The organism is Saccharopolyspora sp. NPDC049426 (genome assembly GCF_040676935.1).
Classification (GTDB): Bacteria; Actinomycetota; Actinomycetes; order Mycobacteriales; family Pseudonocardiaceae; genus Saccharopolyspora.
The window spans coordinates 134,359-149,749 of record NZ_JBFAPZ010000015.1 but is presented as its reverse complement, the minus strand read 5'-3'; the positions used below and the strand labels follow the sequence as shown (position 1 = coordinate 149,749).

Annotated in this window: 14 protein-coding genes; 9 read left to right on the top strand and 5 right to left on the bottom strand. The window is 69.0% G+C overall.

What is annotated here, in order from left to right; all coding sequences use genetic code 11:
• Positions 1 to 4: 4 nt before the first annotated feature.
• Positions 5 to 1,390, bottom strand: coding sequence for a glycoside hydrolase family 47 protein (locus AB0J78_RS28110; RefSeq protein WP_363794129.1), 1,386 nt, complete (start codon positions 1,388 to 1,390; stop codon positions 5 to 7).
• Between the two features lie 396 nt (positions 1,391 to 1,786).
• Here AB0J78_RS28110 and AB0J78_RS28105 point away from each other — a divergent pair, with 396 nt between their 5' ends.
• From AB0J78_RS28105 to AB0J78_RS28070, 8 genes are all read left to right on the top strand, one after another.
• A complete protein-coding gene (locus tag AB0J78_RS28105) occupies positions 1,787 to 2,761 on the top strand; it encodes a LacI family DNA-binding transcriptional regulator (RefSeq protein WP_363794173.1) in 975 nt (324 codons plus the stop codon).
• A gap of 35 nt (positions 2,762 to 2,796) precedes the next feature.
• The gene (locus tag AB0J78_RS28100) at positions 2,797 to 3,801 is read left to right on the top strand and encodes a class I mannose-6-phosphate isomerase (protein WP_363794127.1); all 1,005 of its coding nucleotides are present in this window, start codon (positions 2,797 to 2,799) and stop codon (positions 3,799 to 3,801) included.
• Complete coding sequence (locus AB0J78_RS28095; RefSeq protein ID WP_363794125.1) at positions 3,798 to 4,562, top strand: ATP-binding cassette domain-containing protein; 765 nt, start codon at positions 3,798 to 3,800, stop codon at positions 4,560 to 4,562. The genes AB0J78_RS28100 and AB0J78_RS28095 overlap by 4 nt, the downstream gene beginning before the upstream one ends.
• The gene (locus AB0J78_RS28090) at positions 4,562 to 5,614 is read left to right on the top strand and encodes an ABC transporter permease (protein ID WP_363794123.1); all 1,053 of its coding nucleotides are present in this window, start codon (positions 4,562 to 4,564) and stop codon (positions 5,612 to 5,614) included. The genes AB0J78_RS28095 and AB0J78_RS28090 overlap by 1 nt, the downstream gene beginning before the upstream one ends.
• 58 nt (positions 5,615 to 5,672) lie before the next feature.
• Complete coding sequence (locus tag AB0J78_RS28085) at positions 5,673 to 6,650, top strand: ABC transporter substrate-binding protein (protein WP_363794121.1); 978 nt, start codon at positions 5,673 to 5,675, stop codon at positions 6,648 to 6,650.
• A gap of 136 nt (positions 6,651 to 6,786) precedes the next feature.
• Positions 6,787 to 6,963: a hypothetical protein gene (locus AB0J78_RS28080; RefSeq protein ID WP_363794119.1), complete on the top strand. Its 177-nt coding sequence runs from the start codon at positions 6,787 to 6,789 to the stop codon at positions 6,961 to 6,963.
• A 198-nt stretch (positions 6,964 to 7,161) separates the two neighbouring features.
• Complete coding sequence (locus AB0J78_RS28075) at positions 7,162 to 7,578, top strand: TipAS antibiotic-recognition domain-containing protein (RefSeq protein WP_363794117.1); 417 nt, start codon at positions 7,162 to 7,164, stop codon at positions 7,576 to 7,578.
• Positions 7,579 to 7,741: 163 nt separating this feature from the next.
• Entirely contained in the window at positions 7,742 to 9,094 is a 1,353-nt protein-coding gene (locus AB0J78_RS28070) for a DNA polymerase IV (protein ID WP_363794115.1), read from the top strand.
• Here the strand turns inward: AB0J78_RS28070 and AB0J78_RS28065 are convergent.
• The 3 genes from AB0J78_RS28065 to AB0J78_RS28055 form a co-directional block, all read right to left on the bottom strand.
• Complete coding sequence (locus AB0J78_RS28065; RefSeq protein WP_363794113.1) at positions 9,067 to 9,798, bottom strand: hypothetical protein; 732 nt, start codon at positions 9,796 to 9,798, stop codon at positions 9,067 to 9,069. The genes AB0J78_RS28070 and AB0J78_RS28065 overlap by 28 nt on opposite strands.
• Positions 9,799 to 9,888: 90 nt before the next feature.
• Entirely contained in the window at positions 9,889 to 11,076 is a 1,188-nt protein-coding gene (locus AB0J78_RS28060) for an acetyl-CoA C-acetyltransferase (protein WP_363794111.1), read from the bottom strand.
• Positions 11,077 to 11,300: 224 nt separating this feature from the next.
• Positions 11,301 to 12,305: a hypothetical protein gene (locus AB0J78_RS28055; RefSeq protein WP_363794109.1), complete on the bottom strand. Its 1,005-nt coding sequence runs from the start codon at positions 12,303 to 12,305 to the stop codon at positions 11,301 to 11,303.
• A 132-nt stretch (positions 12,306 to 12,437) separates the two neighbouring features.
• Here AB0J78_RS28055 and mce point away from each other — a divergent pair, with 132 nt between their 5' ends.
• A complete protein-coding gene (gene mce, locus AB0J78_RS28050; RefSeq protein ID WP_363794107.1) occupies positions 12,438 to 12,887 on the top strand; it encodes a methylmalonyl-CoA epimerase in 450 nt (149 codons plus the stop codon).
• A 106-nt stretch (positions 12,888 to 12,993) separates the two neighbouring features.
• Here mce and AB0J78_RS28045 read toward each other — a convergent pair whose 3' ends face one another.
• Complete coding sequence (locus tag AB0J78_RS28045; protein ID WP_363794105.1) at positions 12,994 to 15,375, bottom strand: penicillin acylase family protein; 2,382 nt, start codon at positions 15,373 to 15,375, stop codon at positions 12,994 to 12,996.
• Positions 15,376 to 15,391: the final 16 nt, after the last annotated feature.

The window sequence follows — 15,391 nt, the reverse complement described above, 5'->3', positions numbered from 1 at the left end:
CACCTCAGCGCCGCGCCCCGCGCAGCAGGTTCGCCTCGGTGCTCAAGTAGTTGTCCCGGTAGTCCAGGCGAGGGGTGTCGGAGAACAGCAGCCAGTAGTACTTCATCTGCTCCGACCACCAGTAGCCCGGACAAGTGTCCTCTTGGGACGGTGGCGTGGCGGTGACGTCGGCCAGGGACGCGAAACCGAAGGTCGTCTTCGACGTGGCCACCATGTTCTCGAAGTGGGTGTGGGCGCGTTCGCGGAACACCTCGTCGCCGGTGGCCAGCCACAGCATCAGCGCGGAGTCGGCGAACTCCGGCCGCAAGGCGTTGTCGACGCGGGTGGCGGTCATCGTCGAGTAGTCGACGAAGGTCGGGATCACGCCGAACCGGTCCTGCACCGCGTTGAAAGCGTCGTGGTAGGCGCGTCCTTCAGCGACGTGACCGGACTCGGCGAGCAGTCCGGCGTAGAAGCCGGCGAGGACGCTCTGCTCCCGGCTGAGGACCTCACCGGTGAAGGCGTCCACCTGCGGGAACCACAGCAGCCCGTCATGCCGTTCGGCCTGCTTCGACAGGATCGCGTCGGTGAGCGTGTCGTACCACTGCTTGAGCTCGGGGTCGCCGAAGAGCCGGTACCCGTCCCAGAGGTACTCGTAGTAGGAGTCCCCGGGCGGCCCGACCGTCGCCTGGCGGTTCCGCCATCGACCGGTCTCGGCGTTGATGTCGTGCGGCAGCAGGCCGAGTTCGGTGCGCTTGTCGTAGGCCACGCGCATCGCTCGTTTCGCCAGGTCGTAATAGCGGCTGTCACCGGTCCACTGCGAGAGCACGCCGAACTCGGCGATGTAGGTGCCGATCTCGACGATGTTGGTCTCGGGGTCGCCGACCTGCCCGGTCGCCATGTTCACGTACCGGTAGGGCAGGCCGGTCGGGGATCGAGTGAAGGCCGGCAGCAGCCGGTCGGCGACGTCCTTCGCCCGTTCGAGCAGCCGCTGATCACCCGTGCAGTGGTAGGCGGCGGCGAGGCCTCCGACCAGGCGGATGTTGGTCTCGAAGACCTGGAAGGGAGCGTCGATGTCGAAGTCCAGGTCGTCGACGATCCACTGCACGGCCTGGGCGACTTCGGTATCCGCCTCCATCAGCCACAGCGTGTCCACCGCTTCGACGAGGCTCAGGCCGACCGAATGACCTTCGACGAAGAAATCTTCCCTGCCACCCGAGATGGGCTTGATGTGGTCGGCACCGAGGGCGCGTTCGACGTACTGGCGCCACGCCCACAGGTACCTCTCGCGAACGGCGTCGGCGACCGGTTTCCAATCCCGCCGCGCCGATCCCGGCACCGACGTGGTCGCGAGCATCCCGCCTGCCGCGGCGACCACGCCCAACGCGCGCAACACGGACCTTCTGGACATGCCTGGAAGCATCGTCTTCTCCGCACCTGGACAACCTTGTCAAGCCACGCGAGCCCACGGTCGCGGCCCGCTGCGTTCGAGGTCAATGCGCGGCGCCGTTCCTGTCGGTTTTGGTCACCGGCGAGCACCGATCAGCGCACCGGTTGCGACCGTCCGAAGCCTTGACCCACCCCTTGGCGAGGCCCTGAGCCGCGAGGAAGGGAACCTTTCTGTCACCACCCCGCGTCTGAAGGCCACAAATCCGCCCCCTTGCCGATGTTGGTCCGGGTGGTGCAAGGCGGGCGACCGAGCGCAGCAGAAGTGGAAGCACGGCATTGACAAAACGCTCGAACGTGAGGTCCAATCCACTCCGCCATGACAACGTTGTCTGAGTCGAGGAACGTCCGCCGCGCCACCATGACCGACGTCGCGCGGCTGGCTGACGTGAGCATCAAAACGGTCTCCCGCGTCGTCAACGCCGAGCCCGGCGTCCACCCGACGACCGCGCAACGGGTGCTCTCAGCGATCGACCAGCTCGGCTTCCGCCGCAACGTCAGCGCCCGGAACCTGCGCCGCGGCACCGGAACCGGCACCCTCGGCCTGGTCCTGGAAGACCTGGCCAACCCCTTCTACTCGGTGCTGACCCGAGCCGTGGAGGAAGTCGCCCGGGTGCAGGGCAATCAGGTGCTCACCGGGTCCTCCGACGAGGACCCGACGCGCGAGCGAGAGCTGGTGCTGGAGTTCTGCGCGCGCCGCGTCGACGGGCTGATCGTCGTTCCCGCAGGTCACCAGCACGGCTACATCGCGCACGAGATCAACGCGGGCACGCCGGTGGTCTTCGTCGACCGCCCGCCCGGCAACCTCGTCGCCGACTCGGTGCTCATCGACAACGCAGGGGGAACCGCCCAGGCCGCCCGGCACCTCGCCGAGCACGGGCACCGCCGCATCGGCTTCCTCGGTGACGCCCCCGAGATCCACACCGCCGCCGAACGACTGCGCGGGTTCCGCGAGGGATGCGCGCAAGCCGGAGTGCCGTTCCCATCCGACCTGGTCGTGATGGGCCCGCACACCGACGATTCCGTCGCCGAGACCCTGTCGGGCCCGCTGCGCGAGGCCACCGCCCTGGTCACCGGCAACAACCGGATCACCATTCACGCGCTGCGCGCGCTCGCGGGGCGGCCCGCTCGTCCAGCACTGGTCGGCTTCGACGACTTCGAACTCGCCGACCTGCTGGATCCACCGATCACCGTGGTCACCCACGACACATGGGCGTTGGGCAAGTCCGCGGCCGAGTTGCTGTTCGCGCGGCTGGACGGCGACACGTCGCCGCCCGGCCGCGTCGTCGTCCCGACCAGGCTGCTGGTCCGAGGATCTGGAGAGGTAGTTCGTTGAGTTCCGTCCACAGTTCTTCATCCGCGCGAGCAACGGTGCTGCCGGCGAACCAACCCCGGCAGTTCTACCGAGGTGGAGCGTCGATCGCCGCGCTGCGCGGCGGCGGAGATGACCGCGAGTTCGGCCCCGAAGACTGGGTCGCCTCCACCACCACCCGGTTCGGGCAGGACGAGTCCGGGCTGTCCCGGCTGCCCGACGGCCGCCTGCTGCGCGACGTGGTCAGCGCCGACCCCCAGTCCTGGCTGGGCGCCGATCACGTGTCGGCCTACGGCGAGAGCACCGCGCTTCTGGTGAAGCTGCTCGACGCCGGGCAGCGCCTGCCGGTGCACTGCCACCCCGACGACGTGTTCGCCAAGCAGCACCTGGGTTCTCGGTTCGGCAAGACCGAGGCGTGGATCGTGGTGGGAACCAATGGCGCGAATCCCGTCGTGTACCTGGGTTTCCGGGATGACGTGACGCCGGAGACGGTGGCCGAGTGGGTGCGCACCCAGGACTCCTCGGCGATGCTGGGCTCGCTCAACGAGATCCCGGTCAAGCCCGGCGACACCGTGCACGTGCCCGCCGGAACTCCGCACGCCATCGGCGCCGGGGTGTTCATCGTCGAACTGCAGCAGCCCACCGACTTCTCGATCACCTTGGAGTGGCAGGGGTTCCTGACCGACGCCGAAGGCGCGTTCCTAGGCCTTGAGACCGCCACCGCCCTGGAGACGGTCAACCACTCCGGATTCGACGACGCCCTCCTCGCGTCGCTGATCAAGCGCACCGGCGACCTGGGTGAAGGACGCGTTCCTCTCCTCGCCGAGGACGCCGCACCGTTCTTCCGCGCCGACCGCCTGCACGGCTCGGCGGAACTCGACCCGTCCTTCGGCGTGCTGATCGTTCTCGACGGCGGCGGAGAACTGCACTGCGCGAACGGTTCCCCTCTGACGCTGCAGCGCGGAGCCACCGCCGTCGTGCCGCACGCCGCCGGGCAGACCCGCTTGGAAGGCGACCTCACCACCGTGCTGTGCAGACCACCATCAGCTGGGAGCCGCGCATGACCGAACCACTTCTCGAAGCACGTGATCTCGTCAAGCGCTATGGCAGCGTCGAAGCGCTGCGAGGCGCCTCCTTCACCGTGCATCCCGGCGAGGTGGTCGCGCTCATCGGCGACAACGGTGCGGGCAAGTCGACCCTGGTGAAGTGCCTCTCCGGGGTGGAGCAGCCGGATTCCGGCCAGATCCTGGTCGACGGCAAGACCGCGTCGCTGGACTCGCCGACCGCCGCACGCGGTCACGGCATCGAAACCGCCTACCAAGACCTCGCCGTGGCCCCCGACCTCGACCCGGCCGCGAACCTGTTCCTGGGTCGCGAGATCCGGCGGCCGGGCCTGCTCGGCAAGCTCGGAATGCTGGACAAGCCCAAGATGCGCGCCGAAGCCAGCGAGCAGTTCGCCAAGTTTGGCGTTTCGCTTCCCGACCTGTCCGTGCCGATCGGTGCGCTCTCCGGCGGACAGCGCCAGAGCGTCGCGGTGGCTCGGTCGGTGGCGTGGGCGAGCCGGCTGGTGTTCCTCGACGAACCGACCGCCGCACTGGGCGTGGTGCAGCGCGAACGCGTCCTCGACGTCGTCCGCCGGGTTCGCGACACCGGCATGGCGGTCGTTCTGATCAGCCACAACATGCCCGAGGTCCTCTCGGTCGCCGACCGCGTCGAAGTGCTGCGCTTAGGCAGCCGGGTCGCCCGGTTCAACGCCGCCGAAGCCAAGCTGGAAGACCTGGTCGGTGCGATGACCGGGGCGCTGTCTCAGGAGGACGCGAGCTGATGTCCACTTCGCAGGAGACCTCCGCCGAGAAGCCGGTGCAGCAGACCCCCGACGAGCCCGCCGTGAGCCTGCGTTCCCGGTTGGCCGGTTCCAACACGGTGTGGACCGGTCTGGTGCTGGTGGTTCTGTGCGTCCTGTTCAGCGCACTGCGCCCGGACGCGTTCCTGACCCTGTTCAACGTGCAGAACCTGCTGGTGCAGGCCGCGCCGCTGCTGATGCTCGCGGTGGGCATGACCTTCGTGATCATCACCTCCGGCATCGACCTGTCGGTCGGTTCGGTGCTGGTGTTCGCCGGGGTCGTCTCGGCCATGACCATGGAGGCGCTCAGCGGCGGCGACGCCACCGGCGCGGGCTGGGGCGTCATCGCGATCGGCCTGGTGGCGGCGCTGATCGGCGGCGCGGCGTGGGGTCTGCTCAACGGGCTGCTGGTCGCGGTGGCGCGAGTGCCCGCGCTGATCGTCACGCTCGGCTCGTTCGGTGCGGCGCTGGGTGCCGCGCAGCTGCTGACCAACGGCATCGACGTGCGCACGGTTCCCTCCACCCTGCGCACCACGATGGGCACGGGAACGTCCTTCGGCGTGGTGCCGAACCTGGTGATCCTGGCCGCGCTCATCACGCTGCTGGCGATGTGGCTGCTGCACACCACCGCTTTCGGCCGCTACACCTACGCGATCGGCTCGAACGCGGAAGCCGCGCGACGCAGTGGCATCAAGGTCACCCGCCACCTCATCGCCGTCTACACGCTCACCGGCGTGCTGGCCGGGCTGGCCGGTTTCATGTCGCTGGCCTACTTCGGCACGACCACGATCAGCGGTCACAGCAACGACAACCTCAACTCGATCGCCGCGGTGGTGCTGGGTGGCACCAGCCTGTTCGGCGGTATCGGGACGATTCTGGGCAGTGTCATCGGCATTTTCATCCCGGCGGTGCTCGACGCCGGGTTCGTGATGGCCGGTGTTCGCCCGTTCTGGCAGCCGATCGCCGTCGGGGCGGTCCTGGTCGTTGCGGTCTACCTGGACCAGCGTCGGCGTCGAGCCCGCAACAACCGTTGAACCCGAACCTTTGAAACCCAAGCCTTTTTCAACACAGAGTCGTGTGGAGGTTGTTTCGATGAGAACGCACAAGGGTCTGTTGGCGTTAGGCGCCGCGGCGCTGCTGCTGGCCGGCTGCGGTTCCGGGCAGATCGGGGGCACCGGCGGGCAGACCGACCCGAACAACAAGAACCTTGCGCTGATCACCGGTCAGCGCGGTGAGCCGTTCTACGTCTCCATCGAATGCGCGGCGCAGCAGGAAGCCGCCGCGCAGGGTTATCAGCTCAACGTGCAGGCTCCGGAGAAGTTCGAGCAGGCGGAGCAGTCGCAGATCCTCGGCGGCATCGTCGCCGGCAAGCCGGGCTCGGTGATCATCGCCCCGACCGACGACAAGGCCCTGGCCGCGCCGCTGCAGCAGGCGAAGGGCAACGGCATCCAGGTCGTGGAGGTCGACACCGCGCTGGAGGACCGCTCCATCGCGGTCACGTCGCTGTCGTCGGACAACTACGCCGGTGGGCAGCTGGCGGCGCAGACCCTGGCGCAGCTGCTGGGCGGCAAGCCGGGCTCGGTGCTGGCGCTCAACACGAAGGCGGGCACCTCGACGACGGACGAGCGCGCCAAGGGCTTCGAGGAGGAGATCGCCAAGCACCCGAACCTGAAGCTGCTGCCCACCCAGTACACCGAGAACGAGCCCGCCACGGCCGCGCAGATCGTGTCCTCGACGCTGGCGGCCAACCCCGACCTGGTGGGCGTGTTCGGCACGAACCTCAACACCGGTGAGGGCGCGGGCACGGCGCTGTCCAACGCGGGCAAGTCCGGTCAGGTGCAGCTGGTGGGCTTCGACGCGAGCCCGAAGCAGGTCGACGACCTGCGCAACGGTCGGGTGCAGGCCCTCATCGCCCAGAACCCGGGCAAGATCGGCCAGGAGGGCGTCAAGCGCGCCATCGCGGCGATCAAGGGCCAGCCCGTGGAGCGGGAGACGAAGACCGAGATGATCTCCATCACGCGCGACAACCTGGACCAGCAGGCCCAGTACTTCTACAAGTCGCAGTGCTGAACCGGTGACCGGTCGGTGCCCGTCTCGTCCCACGCGTGGCGGGCACCGACGTTTCGGCGCCGTCCGCGCGGCCGCGAGCATGGGAACCTTTCGCTCAACGCTGTGCATCACCGCAGGTCGCGGTTACGGTGGGGTCATGGCCGCAATCGGTGAGATGTTCCCCGGTCGCAAGCTCAAGCACGAGGGCGACCAGGACGGCGTGTCCCGTGACCACGACCCGGGTGGTCCATTGGATCTGGACCGGGGCGTGGTGTTCCTCGCGCCGCGCGAAAACGCCTCGAAGGAAGAACCGGACGAAGATCAGCCGGAGTGAAGTCCCCTCCCCCGGAAGATTCCGCAGCGCAATCACAGAGTGGTCGCGGATCCGGTAGATCACGCACCGCAGCCATTCGTCTCCGCTACTGTGCCACGGGCAGTTGACGCAATTCGCTCGAAAGAGTCTTGATGCATCACTGCCCGTTGGTCGTGGCAGAAGGCGCTGTGCGCGCGTGAGCGAAACAAGGGGGATGCCGTGCAGCCGAACAACCTGTCCGGGAGCGCAGCTCTCGAACAGACCGAGGCCGTCGAGGACGGCACCGCGCTGATCGGAAATCTCACCCCCGCAGGCGCCGGGAACCTCAGCCCGGCGCAGAAGCAAGCCGTGGCCCGCAAGATCGGCGAGGACTGGCAGCGCATCAGCTCCACCGTCGCCGAGCTGTTCGCCACCGGCGTGCCCAGCAACGATCCCCGAACCCAGCAGATCGTTCACGAGCACTACCAGTGGCTCGGCCACTTCTGGAGGCCCGACCGCGCCTCCTACCTGCGGCTGGCCGAGATGTACGTCAACCAGCCGAAGTTCCGGCACCGCATCGAACGGCGCAAGCCCAAGGGCATGGCCTCCTACCTCCGCGACGCCATGACCACCTACGCCTGGTCCCGCCTGCGCTGAACTCGGTTTGGGAGTGACAGGAAGGTTCCCCTGCACCGGCCGGCACCGGACGAGGTGACCGCAGGACGACCTTCACCCCACCCACCGACGAGCCACAACGGAGACGGCGCTCACAACCGTGCCTTGCGGGCCGTTGTCGGCCAGTTCGAGTTCAATGAGTCCCATGAGGTGGGTGCTGCACATGGACATGGACGCGTTCTTCGCGTCCGTGGAGCAGCTCACCCGCCCCACCGTGCGGGGCCGCCCGGTGCTGGTCGGCGGGCTCGGGCCGCGCGGCACCGTCGCCGGAGCCAGCTACGAGGCCCGCGAGTACGGGGCGAAGTCGGCGATGCCGATGGCCGAGGCCCGCCGCCGCTGCCCGGTGGCCGTGGTCCTGCCGCCGCGCTTCCGCGTCTACCAGGCGGTGAGCCGACACGTGCTGGGCATCGTGCGCGAGGTTTCCGACGTCGTGCAGCAGGTGTCGGTCGACGAGGCGTTCATGGAACCCACCGAACTCGCCGGTGCTTCCGTGCACCGCGTCGAGGAGTTCGCCGGTGCGCTGCGAGCCCGGGTGCTGCGGGAGGTCGGGGTGGTGGCCTCCATCGGCGCAGGACCGGGCAAGCAGCTCGCGAAGATCGCGTCGGGGCTGGCGAAACCGGACGGGATGCTGGTCGTGCCGCCCGATGAGCAGCTGGAACTGCTGTGGGCGCTTCCGGTGCGCAAGATGTGGGGGATCGGACCGGTCACCGAGTCCAAGCTGCACCGCATCGGGGTCAACACGATCGGCGAGCTCGCGGCCCTGCACCCGCAGGACGTGACGTCCCTGCTCGGCCAGGCGATCGGCGCCGAGCTGCACCGGCTCGCGCAGGGCATCGACGACCACCCCGTCGCCGAGCGCGCCGAAGCCAAGCAGGTGAGCGCCGAGACGACCTTCGACCACGACATCAACGACCGCGGGACGCTACTGGCCGAGGTGATGGGCCAGGCCGAGAACGCCCACCGGCGGCTGGTGTCCTCGGGCCGTGCCGCGCGGACCGTGACGCTCAAGGTCCGCGACTCGGACTTCACCACGATCAGCCGGGCCGAGACGTTCTCCTCGGCGACCAGCGAACTGCACACCCTGGCGGCCGCGGCCCGCCGCCTCCTGCCGATCGCCGTCCCGCCGGGAACACCCGTGCGCCTGGTCGGCGTGTCCTACTCGGGACTGGCCAACTCCGAGCAGGAGTCGCTGTTCGACCACCCCGCCGATCCGGAGGAGAACCCGGAACCCGAGCCGGAGACGCCCGAATCGACCGAAGCAGCGCAGCCGTCGTCGCGGCAGTGGCGGGCGGGCGACGACGTCCTGCACAGCGAGCACGGGCACGGCTGGGTGCAGGGCGCCGGGCACGGCCGGGTCACCGTCCGCTTCGAAACCGCCGCGACGGGCCGGGGGGTGGCGCGGACCTTCGCAGTCGACGACCCGCAGCTCAGCGCCGGTGACCCGCTCGACAGCCTGGGGCTCGAAGCCGATCAGCCCTGCGGCGGTCGCGGCAGGTGACGCCGGTACTGGCCCACCCACTTCTGCGGCGCGATGTCCTTGACCGCAGCCTCCAGATCCTTCGGCAGGCGGCTGAACGGCGGCAGGTGGAACCGGTAGCGGTCCGGAGGCAGGCCCTGGACGGTCGGCGGTTCTTCCACCAGCCAGCGGTCCAGCTCGGGATGCCGGTCCATGAAGCCCGCGTCGGCCGGGTAGATCTCCAGCGCGCGGCGGCGCTCCGGGTTCACCGGTCGCTTGTTCTCGATCCACGGCAGGGCGCCGATGCCGACCGCCTTGATCTCACGCCAGTCGACGCCGACGACCTCGCCCATGGTGCGCGCGTAGAAGCCGCTGCGGTCGATCAGGAACCCTCGGCCGCGCAGCATCCCGCGCGAACCCATCACGAACCACAGGAACGCCACGCCGAAGACCAGCTGCCAGAACCACATGCCCGCGGTACTGCCGTTGTTGACCAGCGCCGCCGCGATCAGCACGGTGCCCAGGCCGCTGATGCCGCCACCGATCAGCAGCGAGCGGAAGCTCGCGGAGCTGACGTCGATGTCGTGGGCGTCAGCACCCAGCATCGTGGGTGCGGGTGCCCCGGCCGGCGGCGGATGAGGTTCCGCCGCCTGGCGCCCCGAGGTGTATCGAGCGGTGCCGCGCGGGATCGTGCGCGTCGGCTCGCTCCAGTCAGCTCGTTGCCATCCCCCTGGAAGCCACTTCATGCGGTCCAGGGTAGTCACGAACCAGACAGTTGATCATGTAGGTGGGCAAATCCCCGGGTACCTATCGGGGATTGTTCGGGGATGCCCTGATCAGGCCGAGGGGACCGTGAGAAGCAGGGCGTCTCCCTGCCCGCCACCGCCGCACAGCGCTGCCGCACCCGTGCCGCCGCCGCGGCGCTTGAGCTCGAGGGCGAGGTGCAGCGCGAGACGGGCACCGGACATGCCGATGGGGTGGCCCAGGGCGATGGCGCCGCCATTGACGTTGACCTTGTCCTCGTCGATGCCCAGCTGGCGGGTCGAGACGATGCCGACCGCCGCGAAGGCCTCGTTGATCTCCACCAGGTCCAGCCCGGTGGCGTCGATGCCGGCCTTCTGGCAGGCCTTGGTGATGGCGTTGGAGGGCTGCTCGTGCAGGCTGGCGTCGGGCCCGGCGACCACGCCGTGCGCGCCGATCTCGGCCAGGTAGTCCAGGCCCAGCTCCTCGGCCTTGGCCTTGCTCATCACCACGACCGCGGCGGCGCCGTCGGAGATCTGCGAGGCCGACCCGGCGGTGATGGTGCCGTCGGCGGAGAAGGCCGGGCGCAGCTTGCCCAGGGTCTCGGTGGTGGTGTTGCCGCGCACGCCCTCGTCGGTGCCGACCACCACCGGGTCGCCCTTGCGCTGCGGGACCTCCACCGGCGCGATCTCCTCGGCGAACACACCGGACTCGATCGCCGCGGCGGCGCGCTGGTGGGAACGAGCGGCGAAGGCGTCCTGCTCCTCGCGGGTGATGCCGTAGCGGGAGTTGTACTTCTCCGTCGAGACACCCATCGCGACCTGGTCGAACGCGCAGAACAGCCCGTCGTGGGCCATGTGGTCGAGCATGTTGACGTCGCCGTACTTGAAGCCCTCGCGCGATCCCGTGAGCAGGTGCGGCGCCTGGGTCATCGACTCCTGGCCACCAGCCACGACGATGTCGAACTCACCTGCTCGGACGAGCTGATCGGCCAGCGCGATCGCGTCGAGCCCGGACAGGCACACCTTGTTGATGGTCAGCGCCGGCACGTCCATCGGAATGCCTGCCGCGACGGCGGCCTGACGAGCCGGGATCTGACCGGCTCCGGCGGTCAGCACCTGACCCATGATCGTGTACTGCACCTGGTCGGGCGCGACACCCGCGCGCTCCAGCGCGGCCTTGATGGCGACCCCACCCAGCTGCGCACCGGAGAAGTCCTTGAGCGAACCGAGCAACCGCCCCATCGGGGTTCGCGCGCCCGCAACGATCACAGAACTACCCACGACTGCCTCCCGGTCATCGTCGACGCACCAAGTCATCGGCGTCGCAACCCATCATCACCCGCGAACGCCATCGGGACCATACCCGCGAAGGTCGCGAGCACCGGCTGTGACGACCGCCATAAGCAGCGCGGGCCGGTGAGCGGACGGTTCCCGTCCTGCGGTTTCGACCGGGCCGGGGTGACAGGGAGGTTCCCTTGCTCACACCGGCCCGGCTCCGGGCGGCGTCAGCAGTTGCCGGTGCCGGTCGTGGTGTCGCACAAGGTCGATTCCTCGGCCCACGACAGCTTGCTACGCGCGTCCACGCCCAGTTCCCGGGACGCGGACACGTCGGTGGAGGCACCGGAGTCGCCCTTCATCCAGTACCTGACCTCGTAGTCGACGCCGCCTTCTTCGTAGGTGAAGGCGTAGAAGGGCGCGGGAAGCGGCGCGGGGCCGAAGTCGGGGGCGGTCCAGGCGTCTTCGCCCTGCACCGCGCTCGGGTCGACGTACAGGCAGTCGTACTCGGCTCCTTCGAAGGTGCACGTGCGCTTCTCGGCGCCGCCGTAGCGGTCGACGCCGGCGTCCTTGGTGACTCCGTCGGCCTCGAGCCGCTGGTAGACGTCCTCGCAGGCACCCGAGCCACACGCGTTCCAAGGGCCCCACGCAGCCGCGCGGGCCTGGGCTTCGCTGGAACCGCTGTTGATGGCCGAGCAGTACTCGTCGACCATGTGCGGAGCCATCGTCGCGGCGGCGGTGGAGCTGTCGATGGCGGTGGCGGCCGTCTCCTTCGCACCGAGGCCCGCCGAGTCGAGCTGCCAGATGCCGACGCCGGGGTTGAAGAACAGACCTTCGGCGCGCTGCTCGGGGTCGGCGAGCGAGGTCTGGTCGTCGTAGCGGGACAACGTCATCGGCGAGGGTGCAGCGCCGGACGGGGACACTTCGGGCCAGGTCGGGGACAACGTCAGGTAGGTGGCCGCGGTGGCGCTGATGCCGCAGTCGGCTTTCCCGGCCGCGGTGCTGGCCGCGGTCTTCACCGCCTCGTAGGCTGCGGCACCGAAGTGCAGCGGCGCGAAGGGAACCACCCAGCCGCGATCCCGGCTCATCCGCTCGGCGTTGGGATTGGGACCGCCACCTCCGCTGATGGTTCCGTCGCCACCTGCGGCGAGCGCGACCGGCGTGGTCGTACCAGCGGCGATCCCGAATGCGACCAGGACGACGGCGAGTCTGCGATTTAGTTGCGTCTTGACCATGCCTGCCCCTTCCATGTGAATTCGCCACATGCTCGCCTCTGCTACAGATCACTCGACTCCGCCTGTTGGGGCAATTCGGGCCGCCGATTTCGCCGCTTTTCCCAACGTTTCCGCTGCGACTACGCTGCGGCCATGCGAGCGGAACTGAACGACCTGGTCACGGCAATCGATCACGTGGGCATCGCGGTCCCCGACCTCGACGAGGCCATCGCCTTCCAGCGGGACACCTTCGGCCTGGAAGTCGCCCACTCCGAGGAGAACGCGGAGCAGGGCGTCCGCGAGGCGATGCTGCGCGCACCCGGCGACACCACCGGGGCCACCCAGATCCAGCTGCTCGCACCGCTGCGCGAGGACTCCACCATCGCCAAGTTCCTCGACAAGAACGGCCCGGGCCTGCAGCAACTCGCCTACCGGGTCACCGATGTCGAGGCCGCGATGGAAGCGCTGCGCGCCAAGGGACTGCGCCTGCTCTACGACCAGCCCCGCCGCGGCACCGCGAACAGCCGCATCAACTTCGTGCACCCCAAGGACGCCGGTGGCGTCCTCGTCGAACTGGTCGAGCCGGCACCTCACGGCCACTGACGAGACGAGCGACGGGTCCGATGTGGACCCGTCGCTCGTCACCTCGACGACCGTTGGGCGCATGGGAACCTTTCTCCCACTCCCGGCCCGGCCGTCGCGGGAAGGTTCAGGCCGGGACCAGGAGGATTCGGCGTTCGGCGATCTCCTCGACCGCTTCGCGGCTGTAGGCCAAGGGGAAGTAGGTTCCGTCCTGCCAGCTCTCGGCGAGGTCCCGGTAGTGCGGATCCGACGGGTTGCCGGACTGGCCCGGTGTGTTCACCGCGACCGAGTAGTCCCAGTTGCCGACGTCGAGCACCATCCGGAACGACGGACCGTTGGTCTGGCGGAAGTCGCTGACGCGGTAGGACGACTGGTTCACCGTCGCCGACGAACCACCGCGCGGTAGCGGACCGACGTCGAAACGCGCGCGCTGGACCGGGTCGAGCGCGTCGGAGGCCGGGTGCTCGAAGAGGCTGTGGTGCAGCCGCCCCCACCGCCAACTCGATTCCCCTCGGCCGAGCAGCTCCTGCACCTGGGCGTAGGCCGTGCGCAGGGTGTCCAGCAGCAGCCGATCGCGGGCCGCTGCGTCCGGCAGCCAGCGTCCGGGTTTCTCCAGCTCGGTGAGCATGACCAGGTTGTCGACGGTGTCGATGTGCTCGGCCGCCTTCGGCACCGCGGCACGCGCGAATCCGGGTCCGAGGTGCTTGGACAACCACACCTCGAACAGCGCGGCGGCGTTGGAATCCGCTCCCAGCACGGCGTCCCAGTCGCGCAACATCCGCAACGCGCGCCGCAGATCGGCGTCGCCGCTGTCCAACCGGGACAGCAGCGGCTGGAGTCGCCGAGCGGGGATGGACAGCTGGTCGGTCTGCAGCAGCTCCGAGTCCCGGATGGTGTGCTTGCGCTGCCGGGAGAGGACTTCCACGATCCGCTGGTACCGGAACGGGTTGGTCCACTCGTACCCGAGCCCCATCTGCTCGTGCTCGGGCGGGAGGTTGAACTGGTTCGCCGTGGCGATGAAGCCCTCGTCCGGGTTGAACACCCTCGGCAGATCGTCCCCCGAGTGGAAACCGTCCCACTCGTACCGGCCGTCACCGGGGACGGGGAGCAACCCGTCGTAGCCGACCCGCTTGGGCGCCAGGCCACCGGGAACCCATCCGATGTTGCCCTCCACATCGGCGTAGACCTGGTTCTCCGTCGGGGCACCCCAGTTCCGCATGGCCCTGGTGAACTCGGTGAAGTTCTCGGCCCGCATGTAGGCGATGCTGCCGAAGTAGGGCGACATTCCGGGTTCCAGCCAGGCGGTGCGCACCGCGTAGGCGAGGTTGCGGGTCCGGTCGACGTGGATGACCGGCCCGTGCCGGGTGAAGGTCAGCTCCACCTCACGTCCCGCCGCACCGCGCACCGGGACCTCTTCGCGCAGCACCGTCATCTCCTCCCAGCCGCTGCCGTAGCGGTATCGGCTGGGGTCGGCCGGGTCGAGTTGGTAGACGTAGAGATCTTCCTGATCGATTGGGAAGATCGTCAGTCCGAACGCGACCGTTCCGTTGTGCCCGATGGAAATTCCCGGCAGGGCGGGTTCACCGGCTCCGATCACGTCCAGGCCGGGCGCGGACAGGTGCGCGATGTAGCGCAGCGAGGGAGCCGAGTAGGCGCGGTGCGGGTCGTTGGCCAGCAGCGGACGCCCGGTCGCGGTGCGTGCCCCGCTCACCACCCAGTTGTTGCTGCCCTCGGTGGTCGCGTCGCGCGGCACGCGCCGGATGGAGTTCTCCTTGAACTCGACGTCCTGAGTGGCCAGCTCGAAGACCTTGAGCACCTTGGCGGGAAGCGCGCACGGGTCGAATCCGTCCGGGACGACGGTGCGGTGATCGGGTTCCAGCCCTTGGCGGATCAGGTCGGCCTCCACGCCCGCGGCGCACACCACCCGCGTTCGCTCGACCTCGCTCTCCAGGTTGCGGGTCAGGCCGTGGCTGCGGATGCGCACCACGTCGGCCGGGTCCCAGCGGGCCGGCCGGTAGCCGAGGATGCCGAACTCCTCGGGCATGCGTTCGGGGTGTGCGTCGAGCCAGTCGAGGTAGGCGTTGATGCCGTGGGCGAACTGGGTGGCGATGTGCTGCGCGTCGTCGGCGTAGCGCGTCCACTCGGCATCCATGTCACCTCGGTAGAGGAACAGCCGGGTGGCGCGATCCTGCTCGACGTAGTCGGGGCCGAGGACCTCGGAGAGCAGGCCGAGCCCGCGTCGCCGCCACAGGTCGATCTGGAAGAGACGTTCCCTCGCCGCGTTGAAGCCCTGCGCGAGGAACACGTCGTCCTCGCTGTCGGCGTAGAGGTGCGGGACCCCGTAGCGGTCCTCGATCAGCTCGACCTCGTCGTTGAGCCCGGTGACCGGATAGGTCGCCGGGTCCGGTGAGGCGTCGACGACCGAGGTCATCGCACCTGCTCCCGCGATGCCGAAGCCGGTGGCCAGCAGCCCTTGCCGACGGGATAACCGAACGCGCCCAATGCCCACCCCAACCTCCGCGGTG

What these genes read in the sequence shown, in the direction of transcription:
- AB0J78_RS28110 (WP_363794129.1), bottom strand. Translation starts at nt 1,390, where the DNA reads ATGTCCAGAAGGTCCGTGTTGCGCGCGTTGGGCGTGGTCGCCGCGGCA.
- AB0J78_RS28090 (WP_363794123.1), top strand. Translation starts at nt 4,562, where the DNA reads ATGTCCACTTCGCAGGAGACCTCCGCCGAGAAGCCGGTGCAGCAGACC.
- AB0J78_RS28065 (WP_363794113.1), bottom strand. Translation starts at nt 9,798, where the DNA reads ATGAAGTGGCTTCCAGGGGGATGGCAACGAGCTGACTGGAGCGAGCCG.
- AB0J78_RS28055 (WP_363794109.1), bottom strand. Translation starts at nt 12,305, where the DNA reads ATGGTCAAGACGCAACTAAATCGCAGACTCGCCGTCGTCCTGGTCGCA.
- AB0J78_RS28070 (WP_363794115.1), top strand. Translation starts at nt 7,742, where the DNA reads ATGAGGTGGGTGCTGCACATGGACATGGACGCGTTCTTCGCGTCCGTG.
- AB0J78_RS28085 (WP_363794121.1), top strand. Translation starts at nt 5,673, where the DNA reads ATGAGAACGCACAAGGGTCTGTTGGCGTTAGGCGCCGCGGCGCTGCTG.
- AB0J78_RS28105 (WP_363794173.1), top strand. Translation starts at nt 1,787, where the DNA reads ATGACCGACGTCGCGCGGCTGGCTGACGTGAGCATCAAAACGGTCTCC.
- AB0J78_RS28080 (WP_363794119.1), top strand. Translation starts at nt 6,787, where the DNA reads ATGGCCGCAATCGGTGAGATGTTCCCCGGTCGCAAGCTCAAGCACGAG.
- mce (WP_363794107.1), top strand. Translation starts at nt 12,438, where the DNA reads ATGCGAGCGGAACTGAACGACCTGGTCACGGCAATCGATCACGTGGGC.
- AB0J78_RS28095 (WP_363794125.1), top strand. Translation starts at nt 3,798, where the DNA reads ATGACCGAACCACTTCTCGAAGCACGTGATCTCGTCAAGCGCTATGGC.